We start from the raw sequence: 16,140 nt of genomic DNA, 5'->3' as shown, positions 1-16,140 counted from the left end.
TCCTCCGACAACGCCAGGATGTCACCCATCCCTTTAAATGTTAGCCGCTTTTACCGTTTCCATTACACCTTGACAACAAATATTTAGCTTTCGTCTGATTTTCTCATTCAAACGAATGAAGTTCACTGTGAGACTCATACGTTTTGTCATACACGGATTGGGAAAAAGGGTGATCTGGTCAGTTTTCGGACAAGGCGATGAATTTACATGCGTTGACCACTTCCCCTCGCCGTTGGCGATGTTATGATGGCGGCAATTTTTCTCTTTATATGCTTACGATTCGTTGAGAACCCGAAAATGTTAAAAAAACTCTTCTTTCCGTTGGTAGCCCTTTTTATGCTGGCAGGCTGTGCTACCCCACCTACCACCATTGATGTCTCACCAAAAATCACCCTGCCTCAGCAGGATCCAAGCCTGATGGGCGTCACCGTGAGCATTAACGGTGCCGATCAGCGTCAGGATCAGGCGCTGGCTAAAGTGACCCGCGATAACCAGCAGGTTACTCTCACCGCGTCCCGCGACCTGCGCTTCCTGCTCCAGGAAGTGCTGGAGAAACAGATGACCGCTCGCGGCTACATGATTGGCCCAAGCGGCGCGGTTGATCTGCAGATCATCGTGAATAACCTGTACGCTGACGTGTCTCAGGGCAACGTGCGCTACAACATTGCGACCAAAGCGGATATCGCCATCATTGCCACCGCGAAGAATGGCAACAAGATGACCAAAAACTACCGCGCCAGCTACTCTGTTGAAGGTGCCTTCCAGGCTTCTAACCAGAACATTGCTAACGCCGTGAACAGCGTGCTGACCGATACCATCGCCGATATGGCGCAGGACACCAGCATTCACGACTTCATCAAGCAGAACGCGCGTTAATCCCGCTCGCTGACCCGGTGTATCACCGGGTCAGTTTTATAAGAACATGTCCAGCCATTACTTACGCATTTTCCAGCAACCGAAATCAGCGATCCTGCTGATCCTCGGCTTCGCCTCGGGTTTACCCCTCGCGCTCACTTCCGGCACGCTTCAGGCGTGGATGACGGTTGAGAACATCGATCTTAAAACCATTGGTTTCTTCTCGCTTGTCGGCCAGGCCTATGTCTTTAAATTCCTGTGGTCTCCGGTCATGGATCGCTACACGCCGCCTTTCCTCGGACGTCGACGCGGCTGGCTAGTGATGACGCAGATCCTGCTGCTGCTGGCTATTGCGGCGATGGGATTTCTTGAACCCACCACCCAGCTTCGCTGGATGGCAGCGCTTGCGGTGGTGATTGCCTTCTGTTCCGCCTCTCAGGATATTGTGTTCGACGCCTGGAAGACGGACGTGTTACCTGCTGAAGAGCGCGGCGCTGGTGCAGCAATCAGCGTGCTGGGCTATCGCCTCGGGATGCTGGTCTCCGGCGGGCTGGCGCTGTGGCTGGCCGACCGTTACCTCGGCTGGCAGGGCATGTACTGGCTGATGGCCGCCCTGCTGATCCCCTGCATTATCGCGACGCTGTTCGCGCCCGAACCGAGTGACGTTATTCCGGTTCCCCGCTCGCTGGAGCAGGCCGTCGCCGAACCGCTTCGTGACTTCTTTGGCCGCAACAACGCCTGGCTGATCCTGCTGCTCATCGTCCTTTATAAGCTGGGCGATGCCTTTGCCATGAGTTTGACCACCACCTTCCTGATCCGGGGCGTCGGTTTTGACGCCGGTGAAGTGGGTGTGGTGAATAAAACGCTGGGGCTGTTTGCGACGATTGTCGGCGCGCTTTATGGCGGCGTGCTGATGCAGCGCCTGACGCTGTTTCGCGCGCTGCTAATTTTCGGCATCCTTCAGGGCGCCTCTAACGCAGGCTACTGGCTGCTGTCGATTACCGACAAACATACGATCAGCATGGCCGCGGCGGTGTTCTTCGAAAACCTCTGCGGCGGCATGGGAACAGCGGCGTTTGTCGCCCTGCTGATGACCCTGTGCAATAAGTCGTTTTCCGCTACCCAGTTCGCTCTGCTCTCGGCGCTTTCCGCAGTTGGCCGCGTGTACGTTGGCCCGATTGCCGGCTGGTTCGTGGAAGCCCACGGCTGGCCAACATTTTATCTCTTCTCGGTCGTGGCTGCCGTGCCGGGGATTTTATTGCTGCTGGTCTGCCGTCAGACGCTGGAATATACCCAGCGGACAGAACATTTTATGCCGCGCACCGAATATCGCCGCGCCTACCGTTTTGCGCTGCGTCTGTTAATGGCGGGTTGCATTGCTCTGGCGCTCTGGCTTGTGGTGCTTATTATCAATGCCAGCACCTCTCTGGTACTCCCTTTCGAAGCCCTTCTGCTGGACGCAGGCGCCCTGCTGGCTATCGCCGGGATCCTGACCGGAGGTCTGCTTGATTTCATGGCGTTGCGTAAAACGCAGATGACCTGAAGAAAAATGCGAAAGGTTATTTCCCGTTGTAATCACTAACCGAAATTATAACGGCGAAATAGCCGCCAGGCGCAAAAAAAATATTTGTTGTTTTGTGCGGGATAGGATTTGGAAATTATTGGCTCCAATTCCAAAACGCTATTTTTCATTAAACGATTCAGCATACGAGAGTTTGATTTTTCGTTTTTCAGATGTCTTTTAATTGATAATTAATTGTTAATTTTTTGTTTATTTTCAACAATGGTTATACCAATTGCCCCTTTTAGGGTATGCTTGGGGGTCCTTTCGTTATAAAGCCCATGCCATGCGGCTTCGGTCATAAAAACCGACATAATTTGCAACACTTGTGACACGTGCGGCAGAACCCGGTAACACCTTCCTGACACAGGCCTAATGATGTTTACAGTAATGTAACCTTCCCGTAAAATGCCCGCACACTTTAAACGCCACCAGACTCCGTGGAATTGAGGTCGTTAAATGAGACTCGGGAAATACAATAAAAGTTTGGGATGGTTGTCATTATTCGCGGGCACTGTATTACTCAGTGGCTGCGATTCTGCACTACTAGACCCCAAAGGACAGATTGGACTGGAACAACGTTCACTGATATTGACGGCTTTTGGCCTGATGTTGATTGTGGTTATTCCTGCCATTTTGATGGCTGTTGGTTTCGCCTGGAAGTATCGTGCGAGCAATAAAGATGCGAAGTATAGCCCTAACTGGTCACACTCCAATAAAGTGGAAGCTGTGGTCTGGACGGTACCTATTCTGATCATCCTGTTCCTTGCCGTACTGACCTGGAAAACCACTCACGCACTTGAGCCAAGCAAACCGCTGGTTCACGATGAGAAACCTATTACCATTGAAGTGGTCTCCATGGACTGGAAATGGTTCTTCATCTATCCAGAGCAGGGTATTGCTACCGTGAATGAAATCGCCTTCCCGGCGAACACTCCGGTTCAGTTCAAAGTGACCTCCAACTCCGTAATGAACTCCTTCTTCATCCCACGTCTGGGTAGCCAGATTTACGCGATGGCCGGTATGCAGACCAACCTGCACCTGATCGCGAATGAAGCAGGCACCTATGATGGTATCTCCGCCAGCTATAGCGGCCCGGGCTTCTCAGGTATGAAGTTCAAAGCTATTGCGACGCCAGACCGTGCCGCTTTCGACCAGTGGGTTGAAAAAGCGAAGCAGTCTCCAAACACCATGTCTGACATGGCGGCGTTCGAAAAAGTGGCTGCACCAAGCGAATACAACAAGGTGGAGTACTTCTCTAATGTGAAACCAGATTTGTTCAAAGACGTTATTGGCAAATTTATGGATCACGGCAAGAGCATGGACATGACCCAGCCTGAAGGCGAGCACAGCGCGCACGAAGGTATGGAAGGCATGGACATGAGCCACGCGGAAACCGCTCACTAAGGGGCCGAGGAAGAAAATGTTCGGAAAATTGACACTGGATGCAGTGCCCTACCATGAACCGATTATCGTGGTTACGGTGGCTGCAATTATCATTGGTGGCGCGGCCTTACTGGCCCTGATCACTTACTTCGGTAAGTGGAGCTACCTGTGGAACGAGTGGCTGACTTCGGTTGACCACAAAAAACTCGGTATCATGTACTGCATCGTCGGTATCGTCATGTTAATTCGTGGCTTTGCGGATGCGATCATGATGCGTAGCCAGCAGGCACTCGCTTCTGCGGGCGAAGCCGGCTTCCTGCCACCGCACCACTACGATCAGATCTTTACCGCCCACGGCGTTATCATGATCTTCTTCGTGGCGATGCCGCTGGTTATCGGTCTGATGAACGTTGTCGTTCCGCTGCAAATCGGCGCGCGCGACGTGGCGTTCCCGTTCCTGAACAACCTGAGCTTCTGGTTCACGGTTGTCGGCGTTATCCTGGTTAACCTGTCACTGGGTGTGGGCGAATTCGCGCAGACCGGCTGGCTGGCTTACCCGCCGCTGTCAGGAATTGAGTACAGTCCGGGCGTTGGCGTCGACTACTGGATTTGGGCGCTTCAGCTCTCCGGTGTCGGTACTACCCTGACCGGTATCAACTTCTTCGTGACCATTATCAAGATGCGTGCCCCAGGCATGACCATGTTCAAGATGCCGGTATTTACCTGGGCATCTCTGTGCGCCAACATCCTGATTATTGCCTCCTTCCCAATTCTGACCGTCACCATCGCGCTGCTGACCCTGGACCGCTACCTGGGCACCCATTTCTTCACGAATGATATGGGTGGCAACATGATGATGTACATCAACCTGATTTGGGCCTGGGGTCACCCGGAAGTGTACATTCTGGTTCTGCCTGTGTTCGGTGTGTTCTCCGAAATCGCGGCAACCTTCTCGCGTAAACGTCTGTTTGGTTACACTTCTCTGGTGTGGGCAACCGTGTGTATTACCGTTCTGTCGTTCATCGTTTGGCTGCACCACTTCTTCACCATGGGTGCGGGCGCGAACGTAAACGCCTTCTTCGGTATTACCACCATGATTATCGCCATCCCTACCGGGGTGAAGATCTTCAACTGGCTGTTCACCATGTATCAGGGCCGTATCGTGTTCCACTCAGCGATGCTGTGGACCATCGGCTTCATCGTGACCTTCTCCGTAGGTGGGATGACCGGCGTACTGCTGGCGGTACCAGGTGCTGACTTCGTTCTGCACAACAGCCTGTTCCTGATTGCGCACTTCCATAACGTTATCATCGGTGGCGTGGTCTTCGGCTGCTTCGCTGGCGTAACCTACTGGTGGCCAAAAGCGTTCGGCTTCACGCTGAACGAAAAATGGGGTAAACGCGCGTTCTGGTTCTGGATCATCGGCTTCTTCGTAGCATTTATGCCGCTTTACGTGCTGGGCTTCATGGGTATGACCCGTCGTCTGAGCCAGCAGATCGATCCGCAGTTCCACCCAATGCTGATGGTTGCAGCGGGCGGCGCCGTGCTGATTGCCTGCGGTATCGCGTCTCAGCTGATTCAGTTCTACGTGTCTATTCGCGACCGCGATCAGAACCGTGATCTGACCGGTGACCCATGGGGTGGCCGTACGCTGGAGTGGGCAACCTCTTCTCCACCTCCTTTCTATAACTTTGCCATCGTGCCGCAGGTTCATGAACGCGACGCATTCTGGGAAATGAAAGAGAAAGGTGAAGCGTACAAGCAACCAGCTCATTACGAAGAGATCCACATGCCGAAAAACAGCGGTGCGGGCATTGTCATTGCCGCTTTCGCAACGGTATTTGGTTTCGCAATGATCTGGCACATCTGGTGGATGGCGATTGTTGGCTTCGCCGGCATCGTAATCAGCTGGATTGTGAAGAGCTTTGACGAGGACGTGGACTACTACGTACCAGTCCGTGAAGTTGAGAAGCTGGAAAATCAGCATTTCGACGAGATTTCTAAAGCGGGGCTGAAAAATGGCAACTGATACTCTGGCGCACTCAACTGCCCACGCGCATGAACATGCGCACCACGATACAGGACCGACCAAAGTCTTCGGTTTCTGGATCTACCTGATGAGCGACTGCATTCTGTTCTGCTGTCTGTTCGCGACCTATGCCGTTCTGGTGAACGGCACGGCGGGCGGCCCGGCTGGCAAGGACATCTTTGAACTGCCGTTCGTTCTGGTTGAAACCGCACTGCTGTTATTCAGCTCCATCACCTACGGCATGGCGGCTATCGCCATGTACAAAAACAACAAGAGCCAGGTTGTGTCCTGGCTGGCGTTGACCTGGCTGTTTGGTGCTGGATTTATCGGGATGGAAATCTATGAATTCCATCACCTGATTCTGGAAGGTTTCGGTCCAGATCGCAGTGGCTTCCTGTCCGCGTTCTTCGCGCTGGTCGGTACCCACGGTCTGCACGTCACCTCTGGTCTGATCTGGATGGCGGTACTGATGTTCCAGGTATCCCGTCGCGGCCTGACCAGCACTAACCGTACCCGTATCATGTGCCTGAGCCTGTTCTGGCACTTCCTGGACGTGGTGTGGATCTGTGTGTTCTCTGTTGTATATCTGATGGGGGCGATGTAATGAGTCATTCAAACGATCATGGCGCTTCCCACGGTAGCGTAAAAACCTACATGACAGGTTTCATCCTGTCGATCATCCTGACGGTGATCCCGTTCTGGATGGTGATGAGCGGTTCTGCGTCTAAGCCGGTTATTCTGGGTGCAATCCTGGTGACCGCGGTGATTCAGATTCTGGTGCATCTGGTTTGCTTCCTGCACATGAACACCAAGTCCGATGAAGGCTGGAATATGACCGCCTTTATCTTTACCGTGATTATCATCGCTATCCTGGTAGTCGGTTCCATCTGGATTATGTGGAACCTCAACTACAACATGATGGTTCACTAAGAGCGGCGAGTATGTTTAAGCAATACCTGCAAGTAACGAAACCAGGCATCATCTTTGGCAACCTGATCTCCGTGATCGGAGGGTTCCTGCTGGCCTCTAAGGGCAGCATTGATTACACCCTCTTTATCTACACGCTGGTCGGTGTGTCACTGGTTGTTGCGTCCGGTTGTGTATTTAACAACTACATCGACATGGATATCGACAAGAAGATGGAAAGGACCAAAAATCGGGTGCTGGTGAAAGGCCTGATCGCCCCTTCCGTCTCGCTGGTGTACGCCACCTTGCTGGGTATTGCTGGCTTTATGCTGCTGTGGTTTGGTGCTAACCCGCTGGCCTGCTGGCTGGGGGTGATGGGGTTCGTGGTGTATGTGGGCGTCTACAGCCTGTATATGAAACGCCACTCCGTCTACGGCACGCTGATTGGTTCTCTCTCCGGCGCTGCGCCGCCGGTGATTGGCTACTGCGCGGTCACGAACGAGTTCGACAGCGGTGCGCTGATCCTGCTGGCTATCTTTAGCCTGTGGCAGATGCCGCACTCCTATGCCATCGCGATTTTCCGCTTTAAGGATTATCAGGCAGCGAACATCCCGGTTCTGCCGGTCGTGAAGGGCATTTCTGTTGCCAAGAACCACATCACGTTGTACATCATCGCCTTTGCCGTGGCAACGCTGATGCTCTCTCTGGGTGGTTACGCCGGGTATAAATATCTGGCGGTAGCGGCTGCGGTGAGCGTCTGGTGGCTCGGTATGGCGCTGCGCGGTTACAAAGTGGAAGATGACAAAGTCTGGGCGCGCAAACTGTTTGTGTTCTCGATTGTGGCCATCACCTCGCTGTCCGTAATGATGTCCGTGGACTTCATGGTGCCAGATTCACACAACCTGCTGACTTACGTCTGGTAAGCCAAACAGGTCAATAAAAGGGTGCTTCGGCACCCTTTTTTATTCACTGAATCTACTAATAACGCATGTAATATTTGTTAAATAACCCATTATTTACCACGCCCCTTCCCCGCACTACACTATGGCCTGCTTTTGAACTGAGGTGGTAATGAACGATTATAAAATGACGCCAGGCGAGCTACGCGCGACCTGGGGCTTAGGGACTGTCTTCTCGCTACGGATGCTTGGCATGTTTATGGTCCTGCCTGTTCTGACCACGTACGGTATGGCGCTGCAGGGGGCCAGCGAGGCGCTGATTGGGCTCGCGATCGGCATCTACGGTCTGGCGCAGGCGGTTTTCCAGATCCCCTTTGGCCTGCTGTCTGATCGGGTGGGCCGAAAGCCGCTGATCGTCGGCGGGCTGCTGGTCTTTGTGCTCGGAAGCGTGATTGCCGCCCTCTCCCACTCCATCTGGGGGATTATTCTCGGCCGCGCCCTGCAGGGTTCCGGCGCGATTGCCGCCGCGGTGATGGCGCTGCTGTCCGACTTAACCCGCGAGCAAAACCGTACTAAAGCGATGGCGTTCATCGGCGTGAGCTTTGGCGTGACCTTTGCGATTGCGATGGTGCTGGGCCCCATCATTACGCACACGCTGGGTCTGCACGCCCTGTTCTGGATGATTGCCGTGCTGGCGACCATCGGTATTGCCTTAACCCTGTGGGTCGTGCCGGACAGCAAGAACCACGTCCTGAACCGTGAATCGGGGATGGTAAAAGGCTGCTTCAGCAAAGTGATTGTCGAGCCGCGCCTGCTCAAGCTGAACTTTGGCATTATGTGTCTGCACATCCTGCTGATGTCCACCTTTGTCGCCCTGCCCGGCCAGCTTGCCGCAGCGGGTTTCCCGGCGGCTGAGCACTGGAAAATCTATCTGGTCACGATGCTGATTTCGTTTGTCTCCGTCGTGCCGTTCATCATCTACGCCGAAGTGAAGCGCAAAATGAAGCGCGTCTTCGTGGGCTGCGTGGCGGTCCTGCTGATTGCCGAAATTGTGCTCTGGGGTGCTGGCCCGCACTTCTGGGAGCTGATTGCCGGCGTGCAGCTGTTCTTCCTGGCCTTTAACCTGATGGAAGCGCTGCTGCCGTCGCTGATCAGCAAAGAGTCCCCCGCCGGTTACAAAGGCACCGCGATGGGCATCTACTCCACCAGCCAGTTTCTCGGCGTGGCGATCGGCGGCTCGCTCGGCGGCTGGGTGGACGGCCTGTTTGATTCACAAACCGTGTTTCTCGCCGGTGCGCTATTGGCGACAGTCTGGCTGCTGGTCGCCAGCACCATGAAAGAGCCGCGCTACGTGAGCAGCCTGCGCGTGGAAATCCCGGATGATGTGGAAATCAGCGATGTGCTGAAGCAGCGTCTGGAAGCCAAAGAGGGTGTGACAGAGGTGCTCATCGTCCCGGAAGAGCGCAGCGCTTACGTCAAAATAGACAGTAAAATGACCAACCGCTTCGAGGTCGAGCAGGCGCTCAAAGCGTGAAAAAAAGCCCGGTTAAACCGGGCTTTTTTATATCAATCGCGGAAGTTTTTAAACTGGAACGGTTGCCCCAGATCGCCGCCGCGCACCAGCGCCATTACGGACTGGAGGTCATCGCGGGACTTACCGGTCACGCGAATTTCTTCGCCCTGGATCTGCGCCTGCACCTTCAGCTTGCTGTCTTTAATAAGCTTAACGATTTTCTTCTGCACCGCGCTCTCGATGCCCTGCTTCAGCCTGGCTTCAACAAACCAGTTTTTACCGCTGTGCACAAACTCTTCCGGCACGTCCAGAGACGTCCCTTCGATGCCGCGCTTTAACAGCTTGGCGCGCAGAATGTCGAGCAGCTGATTCACCTGGAAATCAGACTCGCTCAGCACCTTAATGGTCTTATTTGCGTCGTTCAGCTCAAACGACGCCTCAACGCCACGAAAATCGAAACGTGACTCAACTTCGCGGGTTGCGTTCTCAACGCCGTTGCGAACTTCCTGGATATCAACTTCGGAAACAATATCGAAAGATGGCATCTTTTCTTCTCCCTTCACTTTTGTTGCGTTGCATAATACCCGCTACGAGGCATAACTCAACAGAAGCTTAGCTGTATAATTAAGCTGTAACACCTGGCGCAGTTGCAGGTGAGGAGGAACAATGAAAATTACGGTGCTCGGATGCGGAGCGCTTGGTCAGCTGTGGCTGACCGCGCTGTGCAAGCACGGACATGAGGTTCAGGGCTGGCTGCGCGTGCCCCAGCCCTATTGCAGTGTAAACCTGATTGGTGAAGACGGAAGCATCTTTAACGAATCCCTCACCGCGAACGATCCTGACTTCCTGGCGCAAAGCGACCTTTTACTGGTGACGCTCAAAGCGTGGCAGGTCTCAGACGCGGTAAAAACGCTGGCCGCGCAGCTCCCCCCCACTTCGCCCATACTGCTGCTGCATAACGGCATGGGAACCCTTGATGAGCTGAAAAGCGTCCCGCAGCCCCTGCTGATGGCGACGACCACGCACGCTGCGCGTCGCGACGGCAACATCATCGTGCATGTCGCCAGCGGCGTGACGCACATCGGGCCCGCCAGAACTCAGGATGGAGATTACAGCTATCTTGCCGATGTGCTGCAGAAGGTGCTGCCGGACGTCGCCTGGCACAACAACATCCGCCCTCAGCTGTGGCGCAAGCTGGCGGTAAATTGCGTGATCAATCCGCTGACGGCGCTGTGGAATTGCCCGAACGGGGAGCTGAAAAATCATCCGCAGGACGTTGCGATTTTGTGTGCGGAAGTCGCGGCGGTCGTTGAGCGGGAAGGCCTGCATACCTCGGCCGACGATTTACGCTGTTATGTCGAGCAGGTCATTGAGAGCACGGCAGAAAACATCTCCTCGATGCTGCAGGATGTTCGGGCTTTACGCCACACGGAGATCGACTACATTACCGGCTATCTGCTCAAACGCGCCCGCGCGCACGGCATTTCCGTGCCGGAAAACGCCCGTCTGTATGACCTTGTTAAACGTAAGGAGAGTGAATATGAGCGCGTCAGCACTGATCTGTCTCGCCCCTGGTAGCGAAGAGATGGAAGCGGTCACCACCATTGATTTGATGGTGCGCGGCGGCATTAAGGTCACCACCGCCAGCGTCGCCAGCGACGGTAATCTGGCAATCACCTGCTCGCGCGGGGTGAAAATCCTTGCGGATGCCCCCCTCGTTCAGGTGGCTGACGGCGATTACGACATCATCGTGCTGCCCGGCGGCTTAAAAGGCGCGGAATGTTTTCGCGACAGCCCGCTGCTGGTCGAGACCGTGCGTCAGTTTCATTTATCCGGCCGCATCGTCGCGGCAATCTGTGCCGCAGCAGGAACGGTTCTGGTTCCGCACGATATCTTCCCCATCGGCAACATGACCGGCTTCCCGGGGTTGAAGGATACGATCCCGGAAGAGCACTGGGTGGATAAACGCGTCGTCTGGGATCCGCGCGTCAACTTGCTGACCAGCCAGGGGCCAGGCACCGCGATTGATTTTGGCTTAAAGATTATTGACCTGCTGGTCGGGCGCGAGAAAGCGTACGAAGTGGCGTCGTCGTTGGTGATGCCGGCGGGGATTTATAATTACTATGAAGAGTAGTGCATAAAAAAGCCGGGTGGCGCGAGGTCAAAGCAAAACGGCAACCAAAGGTTGCCGTTTTTAATGTTTGCGCCCTCTCCCTGTGGGAGAGGGTCGGGGTGAGGGCATCAGGCCGCACACTTCCGCAAGAAACTACGGGCGATACACCTTCACATTCGCAAAGCCCTGCTCGCGCAGATACAGCGCCTGCAGGCGGCTCATCACCCCGCGCTCACACCAAAGCAGATACGTTTTGCTCTTGTCGAGATCGCCAAACTTCGTGCTCAGCTTGTAGAACGGCAGAGAAACTACCTCCACGCCTTCGACGTTCAGCGGGCTGGCGTCCTGTTCATCAATAGAACGAATATCCACAATCACATCGCTGGCACCAAAACCGCTCACGGTTTCAACTTCAACGACTTCCTGCTCGGTCTGCTGGGCAATCTCGCGGATGTCGATGTTGGACGCTTCATCCACCACTTTTTCCAGAATGCTGAAATCGAAGTTCTCTTCTTCCGCTTCGATCTTCGCCTTCACCGCCTTCACCGTTGGGCTTTTTGAGATCACGCCGCAGTATTCCGGCATGGTGCGGGCAAAATCTTCGGTGCCGATTTCGCGCGCCAGATCGATGATGTGCTCTTTATCGTGGGAGATCAGCGGGCGCAGGATCAGCGTATCAGACACGTTGTCGATCAGACGCAGGTTAGTCAGCGTCTGGCTGGACACCTGGCCCAGCGCTTCACCGGTGACCAGCGCCTGTACGCCGTAGCGCTCGGCAACTTTGGACGCCGCACGCACCATCATGCGCTTCAGCACCACGCCCATCTGGCCGTCGTCCACTTTTTCGAGGATTTCGCCGACCACAGGTTCGAAGTTGATCGCCACGAAACGCACGCGGTGGGAGCTGCCGAAGCGGTTCCACAGGTAATGCGCGACCTGACGAACGCCGATTTCGTGCGCCGCGCCGCCCAGGTTGAAGAAGCAGTAGTGCACACGGCAGCCGCGACGCATCAGCATATAGCTAGAGACGCCGGAGTCGAAGCCGCCGGAGATCAGGGACAATACGTCTTCCTGGGTGCCAATCGGGAAGCCACCGATACCTTCATAGCGCCCTTTCACCAGCAGCAGGCGATCGTTTTCGATCTCCAGGTTCACGGTTACGTCCGGGTTGGTCAGACGAACGCGCGCCGTTTCAACGTGCTGGTTCAAACCGCCGCCGACGTAACGTTCCACTTCAATAGAGCTGAACTCGTGCTTACCGCGACGCTTCACGCGCACGCAGAAGGTTTTGCCTTCGATCTGGTCGCGGTACTGGACCAGCGCTTTCTCGAAGATGTCGTGCATATCGCTGAACGGAACATCTTCCACTTCCAGGATATGGTGGATCCCCGGAATACGGGTCAGCGCGTCGCGAATATCCTGACGTTTATTTTCGTCTTTGGCGCGCACTTCAACGTGGTCCCAGTGGCGCACCACGGCGAGGGTTTCGTCGTAGTGCTTTAATACGTTACGAATGTTCCCGGTGAGAATTTTAATAAAGCGCAAACGCACAGATTGGCTTTTGATGGTGATTTCAGGGAACAATTTAATGATAAACTTCATGGCGGCAATGTTTCTTAGGCAAGCGTATTAAGGCTTGTAATGGAAAAGAGTACAGCAGCCCACACCCGTGGCTGCATCCAGGCGCGCAAGTATACCACCATCGCGCCGCTCCTGTGCACATTGCGCGTTATTTGATAATTGCCCTGAGTCCGTTACCATGTCGGGGCTGAGAATATAAGAGTCAATTCACTATGCCGAAGAAGAACGACGCACCGGCCAGTTTCGAAACTGCGCTGAATGAACTGGAGCAAATCGTTACCCGTCTTGAGAACGGCGATCTCCCGCTGGAAGAGGCGCTCAACGAATTCGAGCGTGGCGTACAACTGGCGCGCCAGGGGCAGGTCAAACTGCAGCAGGCCGAGCAGCGCGTGCAGATCCTGCTTTCCGACAGCGAAGACGCGAAAACCACGCCTTTCACACCGGACGCCGAGTAAATGGATTTTGCCAACGAGCTTCAGGCGCGTGTCGTACGCGCCAACGACGCCCTGCGCCGTTTTATTGCGCCACAGCCTTTTCAGAACACTCCACTGGTTGAAGCCATGCACTATGGCGCACTCTTGGGTGGAAAGCGCCTTCGCCCGTTCCTGGTCTACGCCACAGGCAATATGTTTGGCATCAGCGATAACACGCTGGACGCCCCGGCAGCCGCCGTTGAGTGCATCCACGCCTACTCGCTGATCCACGACGATCTCCCGGCCATGGACGACGACGATTTGCGTCGGGGTCAACCCACCTGCCATATCAAGTTTGGCGAGGCGAATGCCATTCTGGCGGGTGATGCCCTGCAAACGCTGGCATTCTCGATTCTGAGCGACGCGCCGATGGCGGAAGTGGCCGACCGCGACCGCCTGGCGATGATCTCCGAGCTGGCAATGGCCAGCGGCGTGGCCGGCATGTGCGGCGGACAGGCGCTGGATCTTGAAGCGGAAGGACGTCAGGTTAATCTGGAACAGCTGGAGCGTATTCACCGCCATAAAACCGGGGCGTTGATTCGTTCCGCCGTTCGCCTGGGCGCGCTGAGCGCGGGTGAACAAGGGCGCAAAGCCCTGCCGATTCTGGACAGATACGCAGAAAGTATCGGTCTGGCATTCCAGGTTCAGGATGACATTCTGGATGTGGTGGGCGATACTGCAACATTGGGTAAACGTCAGGGTGCGGACCAGCAGCTTGGCAAAAGTACCTACCCCGCCCTGCTGGGTCTTGAGCAAGCCCAACGTAAAGCCCGGGATCTGATTGACGATGCCCGCCAGTCGCTAAATGAACTGGCCGCGCAATCGCTGGATACCTCGGCACTGGAAGCGCTAGCGGACTATATAATCCAGCGTGATAAATAAACTATATATCTCGATGAGCCTTTGATGAGTTTTGATATTGCCAAATACCCGACACTGGCGTTAGTTGACTCCACCCAGGAGTTACGTCTGTTGCCGAAAGAGAGCCTGCCGAAGCTGTGCGACGAGCTGCGTCGCTACCTGCTCGACAGCGTAAGCCGCTCCAGCGGCCATTTCGCCTCCGGGCTTGGCACGGTAGAGCTTACCGTGGCGCTGCACTACGTCTATAACACGCCGTTCGATCAGCTCATCTGGGACGTGGGCCACCAGGCCTATCCGCACAAAATTCTGACCGGACGTCGCGATAAAATTGGCACCATTCGTCAGAAAGGCGGCCTGCACCCGTTCCCGTGGCGCGGTGAGAGCGAGTATGACGTGCTGAGCGTCGGCCACTCCTCCACCTCCATTTCTGCGGGCATCGGTATTGCCGTTGCCGCCGAGAAAGAGAACAAGCAGCGCCGCACCGTCTGCGTGATTGGCGACGGCGCCATTACCGCCGGTATGGCCTTCGAAGCCATGAACCACGCGGGCGATATCAAGCCGGACATGCTGGTTATCCTCAACGATAACGAAATGTCGATCTCAGAGAACGTCGGCGCGCTGAATAACCATCTGGCCCAGCTGCTCTCCGGCAAGCTTTACTCCTCGCTGCGCGAAGGCGGCAAGAAAGTCTTCTCCGGCGTACCGCCGATTAAAGAGTTGCTCAAGCGTACCGAAGAACACATCAAAGGCATGGTGGTGCCGGGCACCCTGTTTGAAGAGCTGGGCTTTAACTATATTGGCCCGGTTGACGGTCACGACGTGCTGGGACTGGTGACCACGCTCAAGAACATGCGCGACCTGAAAGGCCCGCAGTTCCTGCATATCATGACCAAAAAAGGGCGCGGTTACGAACCGGCGGAAAAAGATCCGATCACCTTTCACGCGGTACCGAAATTTGACCCGTCCAGCGGCTGTCTGCCAAAAAGCAGCGGCGGCATGCCGAGCTATTCCAAAATCTTCGGCGACTGGCTGTGCGAAACCGCAGCCAAAGACAACAAGCTGATGGCGATCACCCCGGCCATGCGTGAAGGTTCCGGCATGGTGGAGTTCTCCAGAAAATACCCTGACCAGTATTTTGACGTCGCCATTGCCGAGCAGCATGCGGTGACGTTTGCAGCGGGCCTGGCGATTGGCGGCTACAAGCCCGTTGTCGCTATCTATTCCACCTTCCTGCAGCGCGCCTACGATCAGGTGATCCACGATGTGGCGATTCAGAAGCTGCCGGTACTGTTTGCTATCGATCGTGCGGGCATCGTCGGTGCCGACGGCCAGACGCACCAGGGCGCGTTTGATCTCTCCTTCCTGCGCTGTATTCCGGATATGGTTGTCATGACGCCAAGCGACGAGAACGAATGTCGTCAGATGCTGTTTACCGGCTATCACTATCAGGATGGCCCAAGCGCCGTTCGCTACCCGCGCGGCAATGCGGTGGGCGTTGAGCTTCAGCCGCTGGAAAAACTGCCGATCGGTAAAGGGGTGGTTAAGCGTCGCGGTGAGAAAGTGGCGATCATGAACTTCGGCACGCTGATGCCCGAGGCCGCGAAAGCGGCTGAAGCGCTGAATGCCACCCTGGTGGACATGCGCTTTGTGAAGCCGCTCGACGACTCTCTGATCCTGAGTATGGCTGAGACGCATGATGTGCTGGTCACGCTGGAAGAAAACGCCATCATGGGCGGCGCGGGCAGCGGCGTGAATGAGGTGCTGATGGCGAACCGTAAAGCCGTGCCGGTGCTGAACCTCGGCCTGCCGGATCGCTTCATTCCGCAAGGTACTCAGGACGAAGCCCGTGCGGCGATTGGCCTGGACGCCGCCGGTATCGAAGCCAAAATCCGTACCTGGCTGGACTGACCCCTCCCCCTTTTCCGCTCCTGCTATGCTTAAACCTGGTGTTTAAACAGCAGGA

General features: G+C 55.3%; 15 protein-coding genes. 13 read left to right on the top strand and 2 right to left on the bottom strand.

From position 1 onward, the window contains the following. Positions 1-297 precede the first annotated feature (297 nt). The 8 genes from EnteroDNA1_RS18855 (at position 298) to EnteroDNA1_RS18815 (ending at position 9,170) form a co-directional block, all read left to right on the top strand. Positions 298-876 carry a lipoprotein gene (locus EnteroDNA1_RS18855; RefSeq protein ID WP_023310568.1) on the top strand — a complete coding sequence of 193 codons (579 nt, stop codon included), beginning with the start codon at positions 298-300 and terminating at the stop codon, positions 874-876. Between the two features lie 46 nt (positions 877-922). Continuing rightward, on the top strand, positions 923-2,398 hold the full coding sequence (ampG, locus tag EnteroDNA1_RS18850) for a muropeptide MFS transporter AmpG (protein ID WP_033144772.1): 1,476 nt from the start codon (positions 923-925) through the stop codon (positions 2,396-2,398). Positions 2,399-2,875: 477 nt separating this feature from the next. Further along, positions 2,876-3,823, top strand: coding sequence for a cytochrome o ubiquinol oxidase subunit II (gene cyoA, locus EnteroDNA1_RS18840; RefSeq protein WP_014882770.1), 948 nt, complete (start codon positions 2,876-2,878; stop codon positions 3,821-3,823). A 16-nt stretch (positions 3,824-3,839) separates the two neighbouring features. Continuing rightward, on the top strand, positions 3,840-5,831 hold the full coding sequence (gene cyoB / locus EnteroDNA1_RS18835) for a cytochrome o ubiquinol oxidase subunit I (protein ID WP_014168864.1): 1,992 nt from the start codon (positions 3,840-3,842) through the stop codon (positions 5,829-5,831). Further along, positions 5,821-6,435: a cytochrome o ubiquinol oxidase subunit III gene (locus tag EnteroDNA1_RS18830; RefSeq protein ID WP_023334703.1), complete on the top strand. Its 615-nt coding sequence runs from the start codon at positions 5,821-5,823 to the stop codon at positions 6,433-6,435. Before cyoB ends, EnteroDNA1_RS18830 begins: the two co-directional genes overlap by 11 nt. Then, complete coding sequence (locus EnteroDNA1_RS18825) at positions 6,435-6,761, top strand: cytochrome o ubiquinol oxidase subunit IV (protein ID WP_006176899.1); 327 nt, start codon at positions 6,435-6,437, stop codon at positions 6,759-6,761. The genes EnteroDNA1_RS18830 and EnteroDNA1_RS18825 overlap by 1 nt, the downstream gene beginning before the upstream one ends. 11 nt (positions 6,762-6,772) lie before the next feature. Further along, positions 6,773-7,660, top strand: a complete 888-nt coding sequence (gene cyoE, locus EnteroDNA1_RS18820; RefSeq protein ID WP_013095848.1) for a heme o synthase — start codon at positions 6,773-6,775, stop codon at positions 7,658-7,660. A gap of 148 nt (positions 7,661-7,808) precedes the next feature. Then, positions 7,809-9,170 carry an MFS transporter gene (locus EnteroDNA1_RS18815; protein ID WP_045887932.1) on the top strand — a complete coding sequence of 454 codons (1,362 nt, stop codon included), beginning with the start codon at positions 7,809-7,811 and terminating at the stop codon, positions 9,168-9,170. A gap of 32 nt (positions 9,171-9,202) precedes the next feature. Here EnteroDNA1_RS18815 and EnteroDNA1_RS18810 read toward each other — a convergent pair whose 3' ends face one another. Then, on the bottom strand, positions 9,203-9,694 hold the full coding sequence (locus EnteroDNA1_RS18810; protein WP_033144770.1) for a YajQ family cyclic di-GMP-binding protein: 492 nt from the start codon (positions 9,692-9,694) through the stop codon (positions 9,203-9,205). Positions 9,695-9,815: 121 nt separating this feature from the next. Between EnteroDNA1_RS18810 and panE the strand changes: the two genes are divergently transcribed. Then, entirely contained in the window at positions 9,816-10,727 is a 912-nt protein-coding gene (gene panE, locus EnteroDNA1_RS18805; protein ID WP_064673452.1) for a 2-dehydropantoate 2-reductase, read from the top strand. Next, entirely contained in the window at positions 10,690-11,283 is a 594-nt protein-coding gene (yajL, locus tag EnteroDNA1_RS18800) for a protein deglycase YajL (protein WP_069303737.1), read from the top strand. Before panE ends, yajL begins: the two co-directional genes overlap by 38 nt. 132 nt (positions 11,284-11,415) lie before the next feature. Here the strand turns inward: yajL and thiI are convergent, their stop codons facing one another. Beyond that, positions 11,416-12,864, bottom strand: coding sequence for a tRNA uracil 4-sulfurtransferase ThiI (gene thiI / locus EnteroDNA1_RS18795; protein WP_069303736.1), 1,449 nt, complete (start codon positions 12,862-12,864; stop codon positions 11,416-11,418). Between the two features lie 191 nt (positions 12,865-13,055). Here thiI and xseB point away from each other — a divergent pair, with 191 nt between their 5' ends. From xseB to dxs, 3 genes are read left to right on the top strand one after another with little or no spacing between them, the layout of a single operon-like run. Then, positions 13,056-13,298, top strand: coding sequence for an exodeoxyribonuclease VII small subunit (xseB, locus tag EnteroDNA1_RS18790; protein ID WP_069303735.1), 243 nt, complete (start codon positions 13,056-13,058; stop codon positions 13,296-13,298). Further along, on the top strand, positions 13,299-14,198 hold the full coding sequence (ispA, locus tag EnteroDNA1_RS18785; RefSeq protein ID WP_008503332.1) for a (2E,6E)-farnesyl diphosphate synthase: 900 nt from the start codon (positions 13,299-13,301) through the stop codon (positions 14,196-14,198). Between the two features lie 24 nt (positions 14,199-14,222). After that, positions 14,223-16,085: a 1-deoxy-D-xylulose-5-phosphate synthase gene (dxs, locus tag EnteroDNA1_RS18780; protein ID WP_069303734.1), complete on the top strand. Its 1,863-nt coding sequence runs from the start codon at positions 14,223-14,225 to the stop codon at positions 16,083-16,085. The last annotated feature ends 55 nt before the right edge of the window (positions 16,086-16,140 follow it).

Origin of the sequence: Enterobacter sp. HK169 (genome assembly GCF_001719105.1) — a bacterium.
GTDB classification, from domain to species: domain Bacteria; phylum Pseudomonadota; class Gammaproteobacteria; order Enterobacterales; family Enterobacteriaceae; genus Enterobacter; species Enterobacter asburiae_B.
The sequence above is the reverse complement of the archived record's forward strand: the minus strand, read 5'-3'. Positions and strand labels throughout refer to the sequence as shown.

Excerpts from the sequence above, each read along its gene's own strand:
- EnteroDNA1_RS18855 (WP_023310568.1), top strand. The coding sequence starts at position 298 with ATGTTAAAAAAACTCTTCTTTCCGTTGGTAGCCCTTTTTATGCTGGCA.
- ampG (WP_033144772.1), top strand. The coding sequence starts at position 923 with ATGTCCAGCCATTACTTACGCATTTTCCAGCAACCGAAATCAGCGATC.
- cyoA (WP_014882770.1), top strand. The coding sequence starts at position 2,876 with ATGAGACTCGGGAAATACAATAAAAGTTTGGGATGGTTGTCATTATTC.
- cyoB (WP_014168864.1), top strand. The coding sequence starts at position 3,840 with ATGTTCGGAAAATTGACACTGGATGCAGTGCCCTACCATGAACCGATT.
- EnteroDNA1_RS18830 (WP_023334703.1), top strand. The coding sequence starts at position 5,821 with ATGGCAACTGATACTCTGGCGCACTCAACTGCCCACGCGCATGAACAT.
- EnteroDNA1_RS18825 (WP_006176899.1), top strand. The coding sequence starts at position 6,435 with ATGAGTCATTCAAACGATCATGGCGCTTCCCACGGTAGCGTAAAAACC.
- cyoE (WP_013095848.1), top strand. The coding sequence starts at position 6,773 with ATGTTTAAGCAATACCTGCAAGTAACGAAACCAGGCATCATCTTTGGC.
- EnteroDNA1_RS18815 (WP_045887932.1), top strand. The coding sequence starts at position 7,809 with ATGAACGATTATAAAATGACGCCAGGCGAGCTACGCGCGACCTGGGGC.
- EnteroDNA1_RS18810 (WP_033144770.1), bottom strand. The coding sequence starts at position 9,694 with ATGCCATCTTTCGATATTGTTTCCGAAGTTGATATCCAGGAAGTTCGC.
- panE (WP_064673452.1), top strand. The coding sequence starts at position 9,816 with ATGAAAATTACGGTGCTCGGATGCGGAGCGCTTGGTCAGCTGTGGCTG.
- yajL (WP_069303737.1), top strand. The coding sequence starts at position 10,690 with ATGAGCGCGTCAGCACTGATCTGTCTCGCCCCTGGTAGCGAAGAGATG.
- thiI (WP_069303736.1), bottom strand. The coding sequence starts at position 12,864 with ATGAAGTTTATCATTAAATTGTTCCCTGAAATCACCATCAAAAGCCAA.
- xseB (WP_069303735.1), top strand. The coding sequence starts at position 13,056 with ATGCCGAAGAAGAACGACGCACCGGCCAGTTTCGAAACTGCGCTGAAT.
- ispA (WP_008503332.1), top strand. The coding sequence starts at position 13,299 with ATGGATTTTGCCAACGAGCTTCAGGCGCGTGTCGTACGCGCCAACGAC.
- dxs (WP_069303734.1), top strand. The coding sequence starts at position 14,223 with ATGAGTTTTGATATTGCCAAATACCCGACACTGGCGTTAGTTGACTCC.